Raw genomic sequence first — 16452 nt, forward strand, 5'->3', positions numbered from 1 at the left:
CAGATGTCCGAAGGTCTTCCTGTCCGCCATCGCCCTCGCAGCCCTCGTCATTTACTGGCTATGAGTCCTGAGCCTAGTGCTCGGCTCATGCGTCAGTTCTCAAAAGTGCGGGTTCAATTTTTTTACTTTAGTCACCTTTGCCCCAAAAGGAAGCAGCTATCTATCAACCTGTGAGCATTATTCCTTGCAAGCTAGGCGACGGTCGTAGGCCTGACGGCCATCGTTGGCATCGGTCATTCTCTACGGGTTCAACCGGCACGTTCCACGGGCATCACATCTAGTGAGACAGAGAGGAAATCAGTTGCTCTGCTTTCCGGATGCCAAGCCGCCGCCGAATAGCATTGCAAGGGCCTGATAGTAATGAAGAATAACTGGGAAATGACAAAGGCGAACCGGGATGCAACTGATTAGATGTAGGGCTGCAGACACAGTTTGGACACAGTAGAGTCCGACTGGTTTTCTGCATTAAGAAAAGATGGATGGTCAAAAATGTTTTTAATTTCAAATAGTTGGAGGGGTGGGGGCGATTGATCGGTCGAAAAGACTCACATCGTGGTAAGAAATCGAGGGACACAGTGACCGAACTGTGTCAAGAAATGCCCGCTAAGGTTGATCCGCGAATATCTAAGATGTTGATTTTAAATGAAAATGGTGCCCCCACACGGACTCGAACCGCGGACCTACTGATTACAAATCAGTTGCTCTACCAGCTGAGCTATAGGGGCACTGGGTGGCATTTAGCGAGATTGGGCACGGCTCGCAAGATGAAAACGCAAGGTGGTGCCAAAACCTGGGTTGCTCTGAATGTTACGGGATTGGTGCCACTCCATTTGACCGCAAGGCATGGCCGGAGTAAGCCTGTAACCCGTTGGCAATAGGACAGTCAGGACCCTTTCATGAAGGTCATCATTCATGCCGGTGCACATGAAACCGAAGAGGACCGGGTGTTGAAGACCCTGTTGCGCAATGGTGATCTTGCGGCGAAACGGGGCGTTGCTGTGCCCGGGCCCAGCAAGTTTCGCAACCTGCTGAACGGATGTGTGGAGGCGGTGCTGAACGGAGGGGCGGTGGCGCAATCCAGCGACGTGCTTTGGGATGCGATCCTGGAAGCGGAGCAGGTCGATCGGGTGATCCTGTCCAACCCTCATTTCTTTGGCGCGCCGCGCCAGGCCGTGGAGATGCACTCCTTTTACCCCGAGGCCGAGATGCGAATGGGTGCGCTGAAGACCCTGTTTCCGCAGGACCAGTTGGAGCTTCACTTCGGGGTGCGCGATCCGGCCAGTTTCCTGCCTGCTCTGGTGAAAGGGACGGATCCGAAACGCGGCGGAAATCTCCTGGACCGATGTGCGCCGCTTTCGTTGCAGTGGTCCAACCTGCTGATGCGCCTCAGGACGGCGGTGCCGGATATCCCGATTACCGTTTGGGTCTATGAGGATATGCCGATGATCTGGGGACAGGTGATCCGGGGGATGCTGGGGGTTGGCGATCAGGAACGTATCGCCGGCGGCATGGATCTTCTGGCCTCTATCATGAGCACGGAAGGCATGCAGCGTCTGCGCTCCTATCTGCACGAACACCGCGACATGGGTGAGGCACACAAGCAGCGGGTGATTGCCGCCTTTCTGGGCAAATACGCCATCGACGAGGCCATCGAGGAAGAGGTGGATCTGCCCGGCTGGACAGATGCTTTGATGGCAGAGCTGACGAGGCGCTATGAGGCAGACCTCGACGAGATCGCCCGCATTCCCGGTGTGACTTTGCTGTCAGCCTGAAGTCCGGCTTAGCCTGGCCTGGACCGGCCCGAACCCGGTCTCAGACCTGCAGCCCTTGCGGGCCTAGGCATCAGGGGCTGATCGGTTGACCCAACCGGTTCACGACCTGGCTTTCCACGGTCATGTCGTCATAGGTGACCTCGATCTCGATCTTCTCGACGCTGCCGATGGCAAAGGCGCGGTAGGGCGAGCCATCTTCCTCTAGGATCGAATTGGGTGCCGCTTGGTCCAGATGGCAGGGCGGCAGGGGCCAGATCTCATATCCGCCGTCATTGATGGCAAGGCGGATGCGGGCAAGGCCGCAGCGCCAGGACCACAGGTGGGTGACATAGACCAGGTCCTGGCCGTTGAATTCACGTACCGAGATCCAGTTTGCACGGGTGACCGCCAGGATCGGCTTGACCTCAGCGGCGGTGGTGAAGGGGGGGTCCGCCTCGGCCGGAGCGGCCAGCAGCAGGGGGGCGGTCAACAGCAGCGCAATTCTGCGTCGGAAGGATTGAAACATCTTACTCTCTCCATCACACATGGAAACGAAACGGGCGATACGAAAAGGGCTGCGGGCAGATTGATTTTGACCCGGCCTGTGCTGGATTATACTGAAGATGGACGCCAGGCATAGCCGCCGGGCACAACTGGACGCCCGGTGCGGGCCGGGCAAAGAGGACCCCGATGGCAGAGCAGCAGCCCTTCAACATCGTGATCATTGGGCAAAATGGCCGGTTGCAGTATGAGGCGGCGCTGTTTGCAGCCTCTCTGCGCCATGCGTCGCCCGATTTCGCGGGCCGCCTGTTCGTGGCAACGCCGCGCCCCGGTCCGCTGTGGCAGAAGGACGTCTCGATCCGCAACGGGCAGGTTCTGGAGCTGCTGGCGCGGCTGGGGGCCGAGGTGCTGCCGTTTGACTCTGAGCGGTTTGGCGACAGCTACCCCAATGGCAACAAGATCGAGGCGTTGATGGCGCTGCCCGAAGGCGCGCCTTTCGTCTTTTTCGACAGCGACACGCTGATCACGGGGGAGCTTTCCGAGGTGCCGTTTGACTTTGACCGCCCGTCGGCCTCTTTGCGGCGCGAGGGCACCTGGCCGAAGCCGACGCTGTATGGGCCGGGCATCGAGGCGATCTGGCGCGCGCTTTATGACCGCTTTGACCTGGATTTCGCTAGCAGTCAGGATCCAGACCAGCCCGAGGGGCACTGGCGCCGCTACCTCTATTTCAACGCCGGGTTCTTCTATGGCGCCTGTCCGCGCCAGTTTGGCGCACGCTTTGCCGACTATGCCACCTCGATCCGCGACGACCTGCCGGTAGAGCTGGTGGGCCAGGCGCTGGATCCTTGGCTGGACCAGGTCGCGCTGCCCCTGGTGATCCATTCCTTCGGTGGCGGGCGCGATACGCTGGCGCCCGGCTATCTGGATGGCCGGACCAGCTGCCACTACCGGCTGTTTCCGCTGCTCTATGCCCGCGAAAGCGACCGGGTGATCGAGGTGCTGGAAGAGGTCGCGGCCCCCAACTGGATCAAAAAGGTGCTGAAGACCTATGAGCCGATCAAGCGCATGGTCTACCAGGGGCGCGGGGCCAAGGTGCGCGCCCTGTTCGATCAGGCCAACCTGCCGCGCCGGGAACAGCTGATCCGCAACCGGATCAAATCCGAAGGCCTGTGGATGCGCTGACGCCTAGGTTTGACGCTGGCAGGCCTGTGCGATCTGTTCGCGCAGCCAGGCATGCATGGGCGAATGATGGGTGCGGGAGGTCCAGGTCAGGTCGATCTCGAATTCGCCGCGAAACGGGCTGGGGGCGGTCTGCACCCGGTCCCCGAAGTGATCCGCCAGGCGGCTGGGCAGGGTGGCCACCAGATCGGTCCCTTCCAGGAGTTCGGGCAGGGCGGCGGGGCTGGGAATGGACATCACCTGATTGAGCGATTTGCCGGCGGCCGCGATCTCCATCAGGAAGCGCGAACGCCAGGAGTCCCCATAGGCGATCACCACCTGCGGCGCGGCCAGAAAGGCGGCCTCGGTCCGGGGCATCTGTTCGGGTGGGGCATCATGGGCGATCACCACGGCCGCCCGTTCGGAAAACAGCGTGCGCCGGTAGTAGCTGCCGCCCTCGATGCGCACCGGCCCGATCACCAGGTCGCTTTCGCCGCGATCCAGATGCTGCTTGCCCTCGACGGTGGAGGTGCGCACCGTCAGCCGCAGCCCCGGTGCCACCCGGCGCAGCCTGCGCATCAGTCGCGGCAGGATGGTGGCGCGTTCGTAATAGTTGCAGGAGATGGTGATCTCCGTTTCGGCCCGTCCGGGATCAAAGGCGCGCGGTTCGGCCAGTTGCAGCATCTCGTCCAGCATGCGGCTGGTGCTGGCCACGATTTCCTCGCAGCGCTCGGTCGACACCATCTGGCCGCCTTGCCGCACGAACAGGGGGTCGCCAAAGGCGCGGCGCAGTCGGTCGACGGTATAGCTGACGGTGGATTGATTCACGTCCAGCGTTTCCGCCGCCCGCGAGAAGGAGCGATAGCCATGCACCAGGCGCAGCGTGCGCAGGGCGGCGAAATCGAGGCTCAGCGGATCCGGTGTCTCTGTCATTTTGCCGCTCCAGGCTTGCACTTAGATCAATTATGCAAATTTTCGATTGAGAAAACCAGTCTGATCGGATTGCCTCATTTTTACCTCGGCTTTTAGGCTTGCTCTTCAAGCCAACGACCGGGGGGAGAAGATGAGCGTTTCCACGTTGAGCCAGGCACCGCAGGACGATCAGATCACCATCCGGGATCTGACGCTGGATCCCTATCCCATCTACCAGCGCCTGCGCCGCGAGGCGCCGGTGGTGCGGGTGGCCTCTCTGGGGCGGACCTTGCTGACCAAGGCCGAGGATACGAAATACGTCAAGGACACGCCTCAGATCTTCAGCTCCAACGATCCCAAGACCCCGATGACCCGCGCCTTTCGCGCCCATACGCTGATGCGCAAGGATGACGACGAACACGCGCGCGAACGCGGAGCCATGGCGCCCAGCTTTACCGGGCGCAACATCAAGGGCTGCTGGGAGGGGATCTACACCAAGATCGCCGAAGAATTCGTGGCGGGCCTGCCGCGCGGGGAGACGGTGGATCTGTTCCCGGCGCTGGCCGGACCTTTCGCGGCCCATTGCCTGAAGCATCTTCTGGGCATCCCTGAGGCCAGCGACGATGACATGCAGCGCTGGAGCCAGATCCTGATCGACGGGGCAGGGAACTTCGGCTTCACGGATGAGCTCTTTGCCGATTGCGATGCCGCCAATGACGAGATGGATGCGCTGTTCCGGGCCGCCATCCCACGCCACCTGGCAGATCCCAACCCCAGCGTCCTGTCGGTGATGGTCAATGCCGAGGATCCGATCCCCGAAAGCCAGATCTTTTCCAATATCAAGATCGCCATCGGCGGCGGCATCAACGAGCCGCGCGATGCGCTTTTGACCATTCTCTATGGGCTGTTCACCAACCCCGATCAACTGGCCGAGGCCAAGGCCAAGGAGATGTGGGGCGAGGCCTTCGAGGAGGGCGTGCGCTGGGTGGCGCCGATCCAGGCCAGCTCGCGCCTGGTGATGGAGGATACCGAGATCCGTGGCCATGTGATCCCCAAGGGGGACACGGTGATGACCATCCAGGCCTCTGCCTGCCGGGATGAGGACATCTTCGAGGACGGCGAAAGCTTCAACATTTTCCGCCCCCGCAAGCCGCACCAGGCCTTTGGCAACGGGCCGCATTTCTGCCAGGGTACCCATATCGCCCGGCGCATGCTGGCCAATATCATGCTGCCCATGCTGTTCGACCGGTTCCCGAAGATGGAGCTGGCCAAGGCCGAGCCGGTGCAGTTCTACGGGTTCGGCTTTCGTGGGCCAAGGAACCTGCCGGTGACGCTGAACTGACGCAGCGCCGGAGGAGGAGATACCGGTCATACCGGGAAAAGACGCATCATCATCTGGGAGGAGAACATGATGACACGCAATATTCTGGGCGCAGCGCTCTTTGCCGCCGCAACTGCCATGACGCCGCTGGCGGCCGCGGCCGAGGAGGTGACGCTGCGACTGCACCAGTTCCTGCCGCCGCCCGCCACGGTGCCAAAGCTGATCCTGAAGCCCTGGGCGGCTGAGGTGGAGGCAGCCTCCGGCGGGCGCATCAAGATCGAACATTTCGATGCCATGTCGCTGGGTGGCACGCCTCCGGGACTGATGGATCAGGCTGCCGATGGCGTTGCCGACATGGTGATGACCGTGGTGGGCTACACGCCGGGCCGTTTCCCCAAGACTGAGGTCTTTGAACTGCCCTTCATGATGACCGACCCGATCGCGACCTCCAAGGCCTTCATGGAACTGGTCGAAAGCGACCTGCAGGAAGGCGAGTACAAGGACGTGAAGGTGCTGGGTGCCTGGGTGCATGGCCCCGGCGTGATCCATACCGAAAGCGGCGTCACCAAGCTGGAGGACATGGCCGGTCAGACCCTGCGCGGGCCGACCCGGATCATCACCGACATGCTGAAGGAGCTGGGCGCAACCCCGGTCGGCCTGCCGCTGCCCGCCATCCCCGAGGCGCTCTCCAAGGGCGTGATCAGCGGTACCGTGATCCCCTGGGAGGTGACGCCTGCGGTGAAACTCACCGATCTGGTCGGCCATCACACCGAATTCAGCGGCAAGGAGTCGCTTTACACGGCGACCATCGTGCTGGTGATGAACCGGGACAAGTACAACGCCCTGCCGGATGACCTGAAAGCCATCCTGGACGCGGAGTCGGGGCAGAAGCTCTCGGCCTTTGCAGCCCGCGTGATGCTGGAGCGCGACGCGCCGGGACGTGAGATCGCCGAGGACAAGGGCAATGAGATCTTCGTGCTGGACGAGGCCGAGGTGGCCCGCTGGAAAGAAAAGGCCCAGCCGGTGATCAGCCGCTGGATCGAAGAGGTCGGCAGCAAGGGCATCGATGGCGAGGCCCTGATCAAAGAGGCCAAGGCTCTGATCGCTAAACACGGCGGGTAAAGCCGGGCACCCCTATCGGGCAGTGAAGGCGCAGGTCACCAGCCTGCGCCTTTTTCTTTCTGCGCTGCCGTGCAATGCCTCTGCTGTCTGTTGCCATTTCGGAGCTGAGCCGGGATAGATCGGGAAAGAAGAGGGAGCAGCGCAGCATGCAGGGTTTCAGATCGATCGGGATTGCCTCCGTGGTTCTGGCGGCGATGCTGTGGGGCACCACCGGGACCGTGCAGACCCTTTTGCCCGAAGGCCGTGACCCGCTGGCGGTGGGCGCCCTGCGGCTGATCTTTGGCGCGGCGGGGCTGGTTCTGATGGCGCTGATACAGAGTGCGAGCCGTCGCGGCCTGCTGCGCCTGCCTCTGCGCGGGGTGTTCTTCGCCGGTGTCGCCATCGGCGGCTACAACCTGTTCTTCTTCTACGCGGTGACCCTGGCCGGGGTGGGGATCGGCACGGCGGTGGCCATCGGCAGCGCGCCGATCTGGGCCACCCTGTGGGAGCGCTTTGCCCTGGGCCGCAGGCCCGGTCCCTTGCGGCTCTTGGGGCAGGCGGTGTCGGTGCTGGGCGTTGGCATCCTGGGCTATGCGGGCGGCGGCGTCGAAGGGGCGCTTCTGGGCGTGGTCCTGGCGCTGATGGCGGGGGGCTGCTATGCCGCCTATTCGCTGGCCACCAGCAGCCTGAGCGGGCAGGCGCCCTCTACCGCGATTGCGGCGGCGACCTTTACCGTGGCTGCCGTGGTGACGGCACCGGTGCTGTTTTTCGTGCCCTTGGACTGGCTGGCGGGGCCTTCGGCCTGGTCGGGCCTCATCTTCCTCGGGCTGGGGGCCACGGCACTGTCCTATGCGCTATATACCTGGGGGCTGATGCGGGTTGCGGCCTCCACCGCCGTGACGCTGGCCCTGGCGGAACCGGTCACGGCCTGGCTGCTGGCCAGCCTGGTGGTGGCAGAGCCTGTCACCCTGCAAAGCGTGACAGGGGCGCTGATGATCCTGGTCGGCCTGGTCGTGGTGACCCTGGTGCGCGATCAGCCGCGCGGCGGGTAACCGCGCTCTTCGTGCCGCCAGCCGCCTGGCCCGGCGATCTTGCTGATGCAGGCCTGGGCCGTGTCCCTTGATCGGGTCGGAGCCTCGGTCACAGGCGCGCGCGCTGGCAGATACTCCGGCGCGCTCAGATTGTCCGGCACTGGCGCCGAGATCGCCTCGCCCAGGAACTTTGGCGCATCAAAATCAAACCGGCGCAGCAGCCGGAACAGCGCACGCCGCCTGAGCGCCGCTTCTTCCTTGTCGAGCACAACATGCATCATGGTCAGGTCCCCACACCCAAGAGATACCTTGACCCTGCCACCCAAGTGGCAAACAGAAGGTTTCCGGGCACGGGGGATAATGCCGAGAGTTTTCTCTTTATTAATGTTAGATAACGGCGCTTTTACATCGGAACGAGCAATCAGGACGCCGCCAGAAGCGGGCGCGCCTCGGCAAAGGACAACAGGCGTCGGCTGTCTTCGTCCCAGAGATGCAGGCGCGCATTGGCCAGGCTTTCGCGGATGGTCATGCGGTTGCTTTCGGCCAGTTCCTGATGGTCGCGCAGCACTTCGGTCAGCCGGTAGAAGGGGATGCGGCTGTAAAGGTGATGCACGTGATGGATGCCGATATTGGCGCTGAACCACTGCAGAATGGCGGGCAGCTGGTAGTAGGAACTGCCGTGCAGCGCGGATTCATGCAATTGCCAGTCGGGATCGTGATCCCAGTTGGTGTGTTCAAACTGGTGCTGCACGTAGAACAGCCAGACGCCGATGGTGGCCGCCAAGAGCGTCGTCGGCAGGAAGATCAGCACCAGGGGCTGCCAGCCGCCGAAGTACCAGATCGTTAGCAGGGCCGCGGCAATGGCCAGGTTGGTGAGCATGGCGCTGACCCAGTATTTGGCGCTGTCCATCAGCCCCAGCGGAATGCGGTTCTGCAACAGGAACAGGTAGCCGGGGCCAATGCCGAACAGCACCAGCGGGTTGCGATAGAGGCGATAGACCAGCCGCTGGAAGCGCCCCATGGCGCGATATTCGGCCAGGGTCAGCGTGTGCACATCGCCCATGCCGCGCTTGTCCAGGTTGCCGGTGGCGCTGTGGTGGATCGAATGGGTGCGCCGCCAGACATCATAGGGGGTCAGGGTGATCACCCCCATCACACGTCCCATCCAGTCGCTGAGACCGCGGCTGGGGAAAAAGGCGCCATGGCCGCAATCGTGCTGGATCGCAAAGAGCCGCACCAGGAAACCGGCATTCACAAGCGAGATACCAAAGGCCAGCCAGTAACTGATCGACAGGCTCCACCAAGCGAGTCCCCAAAGCAGCAGAAAGGGAACAACCGTCGCGGCCAGTTCAAAGGCGCTGCGCAGGCGGTTGGGGTCGCGGTAGCTGGCAAGGGTCTTGACCCAGTCGCGGGCAGCGGTTGCGCCGCGTTGGGAGCTTGGTCGATCGGTTTTGTCGGTCATGCGCCTGTCGTCTTGTGTTTGTTGCTGCCCGGATACCTGAGTAGATGGCTATAGCAAGCAGAATTTGAAACTCGGTTATCACCATAACGGGAGAAGCGCAGCATGCTTGCCCGGTTGAAGGGGGGCTCACCCAAGCCGAAATCACATGCAATATTCTGATTTTGTTGAGCAAACGAGGGCCGCAAATGCGCGAAATCGCCCTGAGGCGGAGACAATGCGCCGCAACCGGGCATGGGCGGAAATCTGCAAATAATCCGCAAAAGAAGATGAGCCGCCCCAAAGGGGGCGGCTCAAACCGGTTGATCTTTTCACCTCCGGTGATCCTGGCTCAGCCGTAGATCAGGCGCGGTAGCCAGGTGATGATCTCGGGGAAGACCATGCAGAGCACCAGACCGACGATCTGCAGGCCCAGGAAGGGCAGGGCCGATTTGAAGATATCCGACATCGGGATCTCGGCCGGGGCCACGCCGCGCAGGTAGAACAACGCATAGCCGAAGGGCGGCGACAGGAAGCTCATCTGCATGTTGACGAGGTAAAGCACCCCGAACCACAGCACCAGATCGGCCTCGGAAGCCAGGCCAAAGGCCTCGGGACCCATCGCCTTGATGATCGGCACGAAGATCGGCACGCACAACAGCAGGATGCCGACCCAGTCCAGGAACATGCCCAGGATCACCAGCACGAACATCATGATGATCAGGATGCCCCAGGGGCCAAAGCCCGTCGCCTCAAGCGCCGATTGCACGAACTGCTGGCCGCCCTCCAGCACATAGAGGCCCACGAAAATCGTGGCGCCGAACATGATCCAGATCACCATGGCGCTGGCCTTGAGCGTGCCGATCGAGGCTTCGCGCACCGTCTGCCAGTCCAGCTTGCGGTGGATGGCTGCAACGATGAAGGCGCCGAAGGTGCCGATGCCGGCCGCTTCCACCGGGGTTGCAACGCCGGTGAAGATGACGCCCAGAACGATCACGATCAGGGCGATGGGTGCCGACATATTGCCCATCAGACGCATCTTCTCGGCAAAGCTGACGCGCTCTTCCACCGGGATCGGCGGGCCAAGGGTCGGGTTGATGGTGGAGCGTGCGATGACGTAGAGCACATAGGTGCCCGACAGGAGCAGGCCCGGGAAGACCGCGCCGATGAACAGCTCACCCACGGATTGTTCCGCCACCACCGCATAGATGATCGCCAGGATCGACGGCGGGATCAGGATGCCGAGAGTGCCGCCCGCCATGATCGAGCCCATGGCGATCTTGGGATCATAGCCGCGTTTCAGCATGGCGGGCAGGGCGATGATGCCCATGGTCACCACGGCGGCGCCGATCACGCCCACCATGGCCGCCAGCACGGTCGAGGCGATGATGGTTGCCGCCGCAAGCCCGCCTTTGACGCCACCAAGGACCTTGTAGATCACATCGAACATGTCGTTGATGATCCCGGCCCTTTCCAGCATCGAGGCCATGAAGATGAACAGCGGGATCGCCGAGAGCTGATAGTTGGTCATCAGCGGGAAGATCCGGCTTGGCACGATATTGAGCGCGCGCTCGTCCCCCAAAACGTACAGGAAGACGCAAGCCAGGCCCCCGGTCACAAAGGCCAGCGGCAGCCCTGCCATCAGGAGGGCCAGGAGCGAGCCGAACATGATGAGTGTCAGCCACTCGATTCCAATTTCCAGACCCATGACTTAGGCCCCTTTCACGATTGCGCGCACGTCCTGCGCGAGCTTGGAAACACCCTGAAGGACCAGCAGCAGGCCGCCGATCACCATGACCCATTTCATCGGCCACAGCGGGATTTCCCATTCATTGAAGCTAATCTCGCCCCAGCGGATATTCGGATCGGTCCACTGTGCCAGGTTCAAGCTGCCCAGCATCTCACCAAAGCCGATATCGCCGCGCGCCCATTCGGACACCACGCCGTTGCCGGTGGCCACCGCATTTGCGTCCAGTGCGAACTTGTAGCCGGTGAACAGAAGGGTGAAGGCGAAGATGAAGAAGAAGATCGAGGTCACCAGATCCGCCCAGGCCCGTTTCGGGCGCGACAGAGGGGCGTAGAAGATATCCACCCGTACATGCGCCTCGGTCAGCATCGCGTAAGATCCGGCAATCAGGTACTGCATGCCGAACATCAGATACATGGCTTCATGCGCCCAGTTGGTGGGCGAGCCGAAGACATAGCGGCTGATCACTTCGAAGTAATAGACAAAGACCGCGATCACCGCCCAGTAGCTGACGAACTCACCCGCCATCAGCGAGGTGCGGTCGATCCAGCCGGTCCAACCCGTTGAAACATGGCTAGAATCCTCGACGTTTTCCGCCTCTTCCAGCTCCCGCAGGGCCTTTTCGGCCTCGGTTTCCGGCTCTTCCTCGGGCAGGTTTGCGTTGGCGCGGCGCACTAGGCCCGGCATCAGCACCGCATCCACCAGCATCGCCGCCAGCAGCACATAGAGCGCATAGGCGCCGACCCGGTTCCAGAAGGCCATGGTTTCGCCAGCAACCTCCAGCGCGGGGGCTGCGGTCTCAAGGTCGGTCTTGGCTGCCGTGATCCGCTCGCGCCCGTCCTCGATGCGTTTTTCGGCGCGGGTGATGTTCTTTTCCGCGCGCCGCTGGGCGAAGGAGCCTTCCTCGGCGGCGGCCAGCTCTGCGCGCAGGTCGGGCATATCCGCTTCGGCGGCGGCAACGCGGCCCTCTTCACGCTCCAGGGTGCGTTCCGCCTGGCGCACCACGTTGGAGGCGTCCGACAGGATGCTGCGCGCCTCCTGTCCGTTGGAATTGGCGATCAGGATCAGAACGAAGACCGGAATGAAGGCCAGCCCCAACAGGCTGCGCAGATAGAAGCGGTGCAGACCCAGCATGCCGCCGGTCACCAGAATGAAATAGCCCAGGGCATTGGTGTATGTGCTGGGGCCGGTTTTTGGCCGTCTGGCCAGAACCATGGCCACCATTGGGAAGACGATCAGTCCCACCCAATAGGCCCAATGGGGCAAGGAAACATCGAGACTGGGCATGGGTTCCCCCGTTATTGTCGGTGATGAGTGGTGTCACAAACGGACCCGCACGCGATGTGCGGGTCCGTCGTGTTTGCATTTGTCGTGGGCTGGATTACAGATCCAGCGACATGCCTTCGGTCAGGGCCGGGTCGACATAGCCAAGCGAACCGGACTGCATGTAATCCAGGATCGTCTTGAAGACGCGGGCGCTGGACTTGTCGCGGTTGGCGTATTTGAACCAGACCGGAACGGCGACCTCGGTCATCAGTTCCACGTCGTCCTGGCTGAGGCGGGTGACCTCGGTGCCATCGGCCTCGAACTTCTTCCAGGCTTCCTGGTCGGCGGCCTGGATCGCGGCGTGGTGCATGTCGGAATAGACGTGGGTTTCCATCTCGACGAACTGCTGCATCTGCGGCGACAGCGCGTTCCAGCTGTCCATGCCCACGGTCAGGTCCATGATGTCCACCGGCTGATAGAGCGACATGAAGCCCGGAGGGCCCATGACGATATAGTCGGTCACCTGGCTGAAGCCGAGCGAGTAGTTCACCGCCGGACCCACGTAGTCGGCCACGTCGATGGTGCCCTTCTCCAGCGCCGGGAAGATTTCCGAACCGGGCAGAACGGTGGTTTCGGCGCCGATCTCGGTGAAGATCTCGGCGACCATGCCGCCGGGCAGGCGCATCTTGCGGCCGCGGAAATCGTCGATCGAGCGGATCGGCACCTTGGAGTGGATGATGTTCGGGCCGTGGTGGATCGGGCCGACGAAATGCATGCCCTGCGCCTTGTAGAGCTCGCGCGCCATGTCGATGCCGCCAAGCCCGTAGTAGAAGACGTCATATTCATGCGGGTTGCGCAGCCCCAGCGGGAAGGACGACAGGAAGACCGCCGCCGGAATGATCCCTTGCGCGTAGATGGTGAAGGGGTTCACCGCGTCCAGAACGCCGTTCTTCACCGCGTCATACAGCTGGAAATCACCCACGACGTCATTGGCGCCGAAGGGCTGGAAGGCCAGCTCGCCACCGGTCTTTTCGGCGATGGTGCCGCACCAGTCCTTAAAGATCTGCAGACCCGCGCCACCGGGCCAGGATGTCTGCACTTTCCAGGTTTTGGTCTGACCTGCAGCCGTTGCAAGGCTCGGAGCGGCCAGGCCGGCAGCTCCCAGACCGGCAAGACCCGTCAGCGCGCGACGGCGCGATACGATTTTTGACATGATTTTATTCCTCCCTTTGCCTGTCTTGCGACAGTTCAGCCCGCGCCAACCCTGGCGCAGACAGTGACATTTTAGGGGGCGCATTTTAGATTTTCAAAATCATATGTGTTGTTTTTTCGTGCCGTCCCGACCGGTCGCGATTAACGATCTGATTTTCGAAGAAGATTGCTGCATAGGGCGAGTTCAGAAATTGGACTGTTTTTTTTACCAAAATGCAGGGCGGACATTTTGACGATATTCAGGGCCGGAAAAATGAGGATAATCGCCATAATGTCCGCATCTTGAGGCGCGAGTGTGGCCGTGCCGAAGGGGGTGAATCGAGCACTTCCTGGTTGTGCGTGACCCGGCGCGGCTACCCCGATATTTATATTTTGGTCGTTAAGAGCTATTGAACCAGTTGTTAGCATACTGTCCGAGCTAGCGGTTTAGGTGTGTCCGGCGATTTCAAGAGGCTTTAAATGGTGGTGGTTCTCGATGGCCGTGCCGATGTGCGTGGTGTTCTGCGCGGTGTCTTCAACCGCACCTACCTGCCAATCCTGGTCACCCTGGCCGTGCTGGTCGGCGCCTGGGTGTTTGCCGAACGCCAGAATTCCATCATCTTTCAACAAGGTCTAAGGGCGCAGGTGCAGAATGAAGCCGGCCTGATCCGCTCCCGCCTCGAGGGCGTTCTGAGCGCCGATATCCAATTGGTGCGGGGGTTGGTCGGGGTCTTGTCCACCGAGCCTGACATGTCGCAGCAGCGGTTTTCCGAACTTGGCACACATATTATCGGGGATCATGGCGAGATCACCCATGTGGCCGCCGCCCCGGACCTGGTGATTACCCGTATTCATCCCTTGGCGGGAAACGAGGAGGCTCTGGGTCTGGACCTGACCAAGAATGAGGCGCAGCACAAGGCGGCCAATCAGGTCAGGGACAGTGGCAAGATGGTCCTGGCCGGTCCTTTGACCCTGGTACAGGGCGGGCGTGCCTTCATCGCACGCTTCCCGATTTTCACCCGCACCGGCGGGCAGCGGCAGTTCTGGGGGATCTTGTCCGCGGTAATGGACGAGCAGGGGGTCTATGAGGCCGCCGGGCTGAACGATCCGGGGCTTGGTATTGAGGTGGCGCTGATCGGCAAGGACGGGCAGGGCGCGCAGGGAGAGTTGTTCTTTGGCTCCGCGGATGTCCTGGCGGGCGATCCGGTGCTGATGGATATCACCCTGCCGGAGGGCCGTTGGTTGTTGGCTGCGCGTCCGGCGCGGGGCTGGGGTGTTGTACCCGGCAACCGCTGGGCCTTGCGTTTGTCCTTGCTGCTGGGCAGTGCGCTGGTGCTCATCCCGATCATCATGGCCAGTCGGATGTCCGCCGCGCGTCGGCAGGCGATCGAGAAGCTCAAGCGCCGCGAGCGCGAGTTGGAGACCCTGTCTCGGCGCCTGGAAATCGCGGTGGAGACCTCCAAGATCGGGATTTGGGAGATGGAGGTGGAAACCGGTGAACTGATCTGGGACCGGCGTATGCTGGAGCTCTACGGGGTGCAGGGCAAGGATCGCAAGATGACCTTTGCCGACTGGAAGGAGTGCCTGCACCCGGATGATCGCCAGGCCGCTGTCGAAACCTTCTGGCGCGCCACCCAGGACGGTGCGAACTACCAGTCCGAGTATCGGGTTCTGCTCGACAATGGTGAGGAGAAGTACATTCGGGCCCTGGGCTGTGTCTACTTCGATTTCGCCGGGCGGCAGCGCGTGATCGGGGTCGATTGGGATGTATCCTGGGATGTGCATCTGCGCGAGGAGCTGATCCGCGCCAACCGGGCCTTGACCCAGCGCAACAGTGAATTGATGGAGGCAAAGCTTGCCGCCGAGCAGGCCGACCGGGCAAAGACCGAATTCCTGGCCAATATGAGCCATGAAATCCGCACCCCCATGAACGGCATTCTTGGCATGGCGGACCTGCTGGCCGAGAAAGAGCTGCCTCAGGAGGAACGGCTCTTTGTCGACACCATCCGGGACTCCTCGAACGGATTGTTGAAGATCATCAACGACATTCTGGACTTGTCGCGCCTGGAGGCCGACAAGCTTGAGATCACGCCCACTGATTTCGACTTGCGCAGCTGTATCGTGCACGCCGCCAACCTTCTGCGCCCCAAGGCCGAGAGCAAGGGCCTGGCGTTGAAGGTCGAACTCGATCCGGCCATGCCTCAGCGCATGCACGGGGATGATTCCCGTCTGCGTCAGATCCTGGTCAATCTGGTCGGCAATGCGGTAAAATTCACTGCCAAGGGAGAGGTCATTCTGCGCGCCGAGATCTCGCCGGTCACCCCCAACCGGCTGGTGGTTGAGGTCGAGGACACCGGCATCGGGATCACCGAAAGCCAGGCAGAGCGTATCTTCGACAGGTTTTCCCAGGCCGATGCCGCCACGACACGCGCCTTTGGCGGCACCGGGCTTGGCCTGACCATTTCAAGGATCCTGGCCAACAGAATGGGGGGCGACATCACCCTCTGCCGCGACAAGACGCAGGGTCAGGGGGCCTGTTTCCGCCTTGAAGTGCAGCTGGAGCCAGAGCAGACGCCGCTCGGCGAGCGGCAGGAGGAAGCCGTGCCGCAAGTGGATCTTGAGGTTCTGCGCGGCAGTCGCATCGTCCTGGCCGAAGACAACCGCACCAATCGGCTGCTGGTGCGAAAATACCTGTCCGGGCTTCCTGTGGACTGCAAGGAGGCGGAAAACGGTCGCGAAGCGGTGGAGCTGTGCCGGGCCGAAATGCCGGATTTCGTGCTGATGGATATGTCCATGCCGGAGCTCGACGGCGCGGCGGCCACCCGCGAGATCCGCGCGCTGGAAGGCCCGCAGCCGGTGATCGTGGCGCTGACCGCGAATGCCTTTGATAGCCACAGAAAGGCCTGTCTTGACGCCGGTATGGATCATTTCCTGCAAAAGCCGATCCGCAAGGCCGTGCTTCTGGAGACCCTCGCCACTCTGCGCGCCGCGCGTCTTGCAGACCGTCCGGAACCGGCGAATATCGGCTAGTCGCA

The 16452-nt window shown here is 61.9% G+C and carries 13 protein-coding genes and 1 tRNA gene; 6 read left to right on the forward strand and 8 right to left on the reverse strand.

Translation table 11 applies throughout. The features are described from left to right. Positions 1 to 649: 649 nt before the first annotated feature. Positions 650 to 725, reverse strand: a tRNA-Thr gene (locus tag PXK01_RS18395). Positions 726 to 896: 171 nt separating this feature from the next. On the opposite strand from PXK01_RS18395, the gene PXK01_RS18400 reads away from it, so the two are divergent. After that, positions 897 to 1772 carry a hypothetical protein gene (locus PXK01_RS18400; protein WP_274861194.1) on the forward strand — a complete coding sequence of 292 codons (876 nt, stop codon included), beginning with the start codon at positions 897 to 899 and terminating at the stop codon, positions 1770 to 1772. A gap of 70 nt (positions 1773 to 1842) precedes the next feature. On the opposite strand, the gene PXK01_RS18405 is transcribed toward PXK01_RS18400, so the two are convergent. After that, the gene (locus PXK01_RS18405; RefSeq protein ID WP_274861196.1) at positions 1843 to 2277 is read right to left on the reverse strand and encodes a hypothetical protein; all 435 of its coding nucleotides are present in this window, start codon (positions 2275 to 2277) and stop codon (positions 1843 to 1845) included. Positions 2278 to 2441: 164 nt separating this feature from the next. Between PXK01_RS18405 and PXK01_RS18410 the strand changes: the two genes are divergently transcribed. Next, entirely contained in the window at positions 2442 to 3434 is a 993-nt protein-coding gene (locus PXK01_RS18410; RefSeq protein WP_274861198.1) for a hypothetical protein, read from the forward strand. A 3-nt stretch (positions 3435 to 3437) separates the two neighbouring features. On the opposite strand, the gene PXK01_RS18415 is transcribed toward PXK01_RS18410, so the two are convergent. Further along, a complete protein-coding gene (locus tag PXK01_RS18415; protein ID WP_274861200.1) occupies positions 3438 to 4343 on the reverse strand; it encodes a LysR family transcriptional regulator in 906 nt (301 codons plus the stop codon). 130 nt (positions 4344 to 4473) lie between these two features. Between PXK01_RS18415 and PXK01_RS18420 the strand changes: the two genes are divergently transcribed. The 3 genes from PXK01_RS18420 to PXK01_RS18430 all read left to right on the forward strand — a co-directional run bounded on the left by PXK01_RS18420 (position 4474) and on the right by PXK01_RS18430 (position 7796). Continuing rightward, entirely contained in the window at positions 4474 to 5664 is a 1191-nt protein-coding gene (locus tag PXK01_RS18420) for a cytochrome P450 (protein WP_274861202.1), read from the forward strand. Between the two features lie 69 nt (positions 5665 to 5733). Then, complete coding sequence (locus tag PXK01_RS18425) at positions 5734 to 6765, forward strand: TRAP transporter substrate-binding protein (protein WP_446728373.1); 1032 nt, start codon at positions 5734 to 5736, stop codon at positions 6763 to 6765. Positions 6766 to 6911: 146 nt separating this feature from the next. Continuing rightward, positions 6912 to 7796, forward strand: coding sequence for a DMT family transporter (locus tag PXK01_RS18430; RefSeq protein ID WP_274861204.1), 885 nt, complete (start codon positions 6912 to 6914; stop codon positions 7794 to 7796). On the opposite strand, the gene PXK01_RS18435 is transcribed toward PXK01_RS18430, so the two are convergent. The 5 genes from PXK01_RS18435 to dctP form a co-directional block, all read right to left on the reverse strand. Next, positions 7778 to 8056 carry a hypothetical protein gene (locus PXK01_RS18435; RefSeq protein WP_274861206.1) on the reverse strand — a complete coding sequence of 93 codons (279 nt, stop codon included), beginning with the start codon at positions 8054 to 8056 and terminating at the stop codon, positions 7778 to 7780. The genes PXK01_RS18430 and PXK01_RS18435 overlap by 19 nt on opposite strands. A gap of 140 nt (positions 8057 to 8196) precedes the next feature. Then, positions 8197 to 9237: a fatty acid desaturase gene (locus PXK01_RS18440; RefSeq protein ID WP_274861208.1), complete on the reverse strand. Its 1041-nt coding sequence runs from the start codon at positions 9235 to 9237 to the stop codon at positions 8197 to 8199. A 328-nt stretch (positions 9238 to 9565) separates the two neighbouring features. After that, entirely contained in the window at positions 9566 to 10921 is a 1356-nt protein-coding gene (locus PXK01_RS18445) for a TRAP transporter large permease (protein ID WP_274848351.1), read from the reverse strand. 3 nt (positions 10922 to 10924) lie between these two features. Beyond that, positions 10925 to 12247 carry a TRAP transporter small permease subunit gene (locus PXK01_RS18450; protein ID WP_274848350.1) on the reverse strand — a complete coding sequence of 441 codons (1323 nt, stop codon included), beginning with the start codon at positions 12245 to 12247 and terminating at the stop codon, positions 10925 to 10927. Between the two features lie 94 nt (positions 12248 to 12341). Then, entirely contained in the window at positions 12342 to 13439 is a 1098-nt protein-coding gene (gene dctP, locus PXK01_RS18455) for a TRAP transporter substrate-binding protein DctP (RefSeq protein ID WP_274848349.1), read from the reverse strand. A gap of 458 nt (positions 13440 to 13897) precedes the next feature. Between dctP and PXK01_RS18460 the strand changes: the two genes are divergently transcribed. Continuing rightward, on the forward strand, positions 13898 to 16447 hold the full coding sequence (locus PXK01_RS18460) for an ATP-binding protein (RefSeq protein ID WP_274861209.1): 2550 nt from the start codon (positions 13898 to 13900) through the stop codon (positions 16445 to 16447). Positions 16448 to 16452: the final 5 nt, after the last annotated feature.

Source organism: Phaeobacter sp. PT47_59 (genome assembly GCF_028890025.1).
Taxonomy (GTDB): domain Bacteria; phylum Pseudomonadota; class Alphaproteobacteria; order Rhodobacterales; family Rhodobacteraceae; genus Phycobacter.

Coding starts and splice junctions, on each gene's coding strand:
- PXK01_RS18460 (WP_274861209.1), top strand. CDS start 13,898: ATGGTGGTGGTTCTCGATGGCCGTGCCGATGTGCGTGGTGTTCTGCGC.
- PXK01_RS18405 (WP_274861196.1), bottom strand. CDS start 2,277: ATGTTTCAATCCTTCCGACGCAGAATTGCGCTGCTGTTGACCGCCCCC.
- PXK01_RS18445 (WP_274848351.1), bottom strand. CDS start 10,921: ATGGGTCTGGAAATTGGAATCGAGTGGCTGACACTCATCATGTTCGGC.
- PXK01_RS18430 (WP_274861204.1), top strand. CDS start 6,912: ATGCAGGGTTTCAGATCGATCGGGATTGCCTCCGTGGTTCTGGCGGCG.
- PXK01_RS18410 (WP_274861198.1), top strand. CDS start 2,442: ATGGCAGAGCAGCAGCCCTTCAACATCGTGATCATTGGGCAAAATGGC.
- PXK01_RS18435 (WP_274861206.1), bottom strand. CDS start 8,056: ATGATGCATGTTGTGCTCGACAAGGAAGAAGCGGCGCTCAGGCGGCGT.
- dctP (WP_274848349.1), bottom strand. CDS start 13,439: ATGTCAAAAATCGTATCGCGCCGTCGCGCGCTGACGGGTCTTGCCGGT.
- PXK01_RS18415 (WP_274861200.1), bottom strand. CDS start 4,343: ATGACAGAGACACCGGATCCGCTGAGCCTCGATTTCGCCGCCCTGCGC.
- PXK01_RS18440 (WP_274861208.1), bottom strand. CDS start 9,237: ATGACCGACAAAACCGATCGACCAAGCTCCCAACGCGGCGCAACCGCT.
- PXK01_RS18400 (WP_274861194.1), top strand. CDS start 897: ATGAAGGTCATCATTCATGCCGGTGCACATGAAACCGAAGAGGACCGG.
- PXK01_RS18425 (WP_446728373.1), top strand. CDS start 5,734: ATGACACGCAATATTCTGGGCGCAGCGCTCTTTGCCGCCGCAACTGCC.
- PXK01_RS18420 (WP_274861202.1), top strand. CDS start 4,474: ATGAGCGTTTCCACGTTGAGCCAGGCACCGCAGGACGATCAGATCACC.
- PXK01_RS18450 (WP_274848350.1), bottom strand. CDS start 12,247: ATGCCCAGTCTCGATGTTTCCTTGCCCCATTGGGCCTATTGGGTGGGA.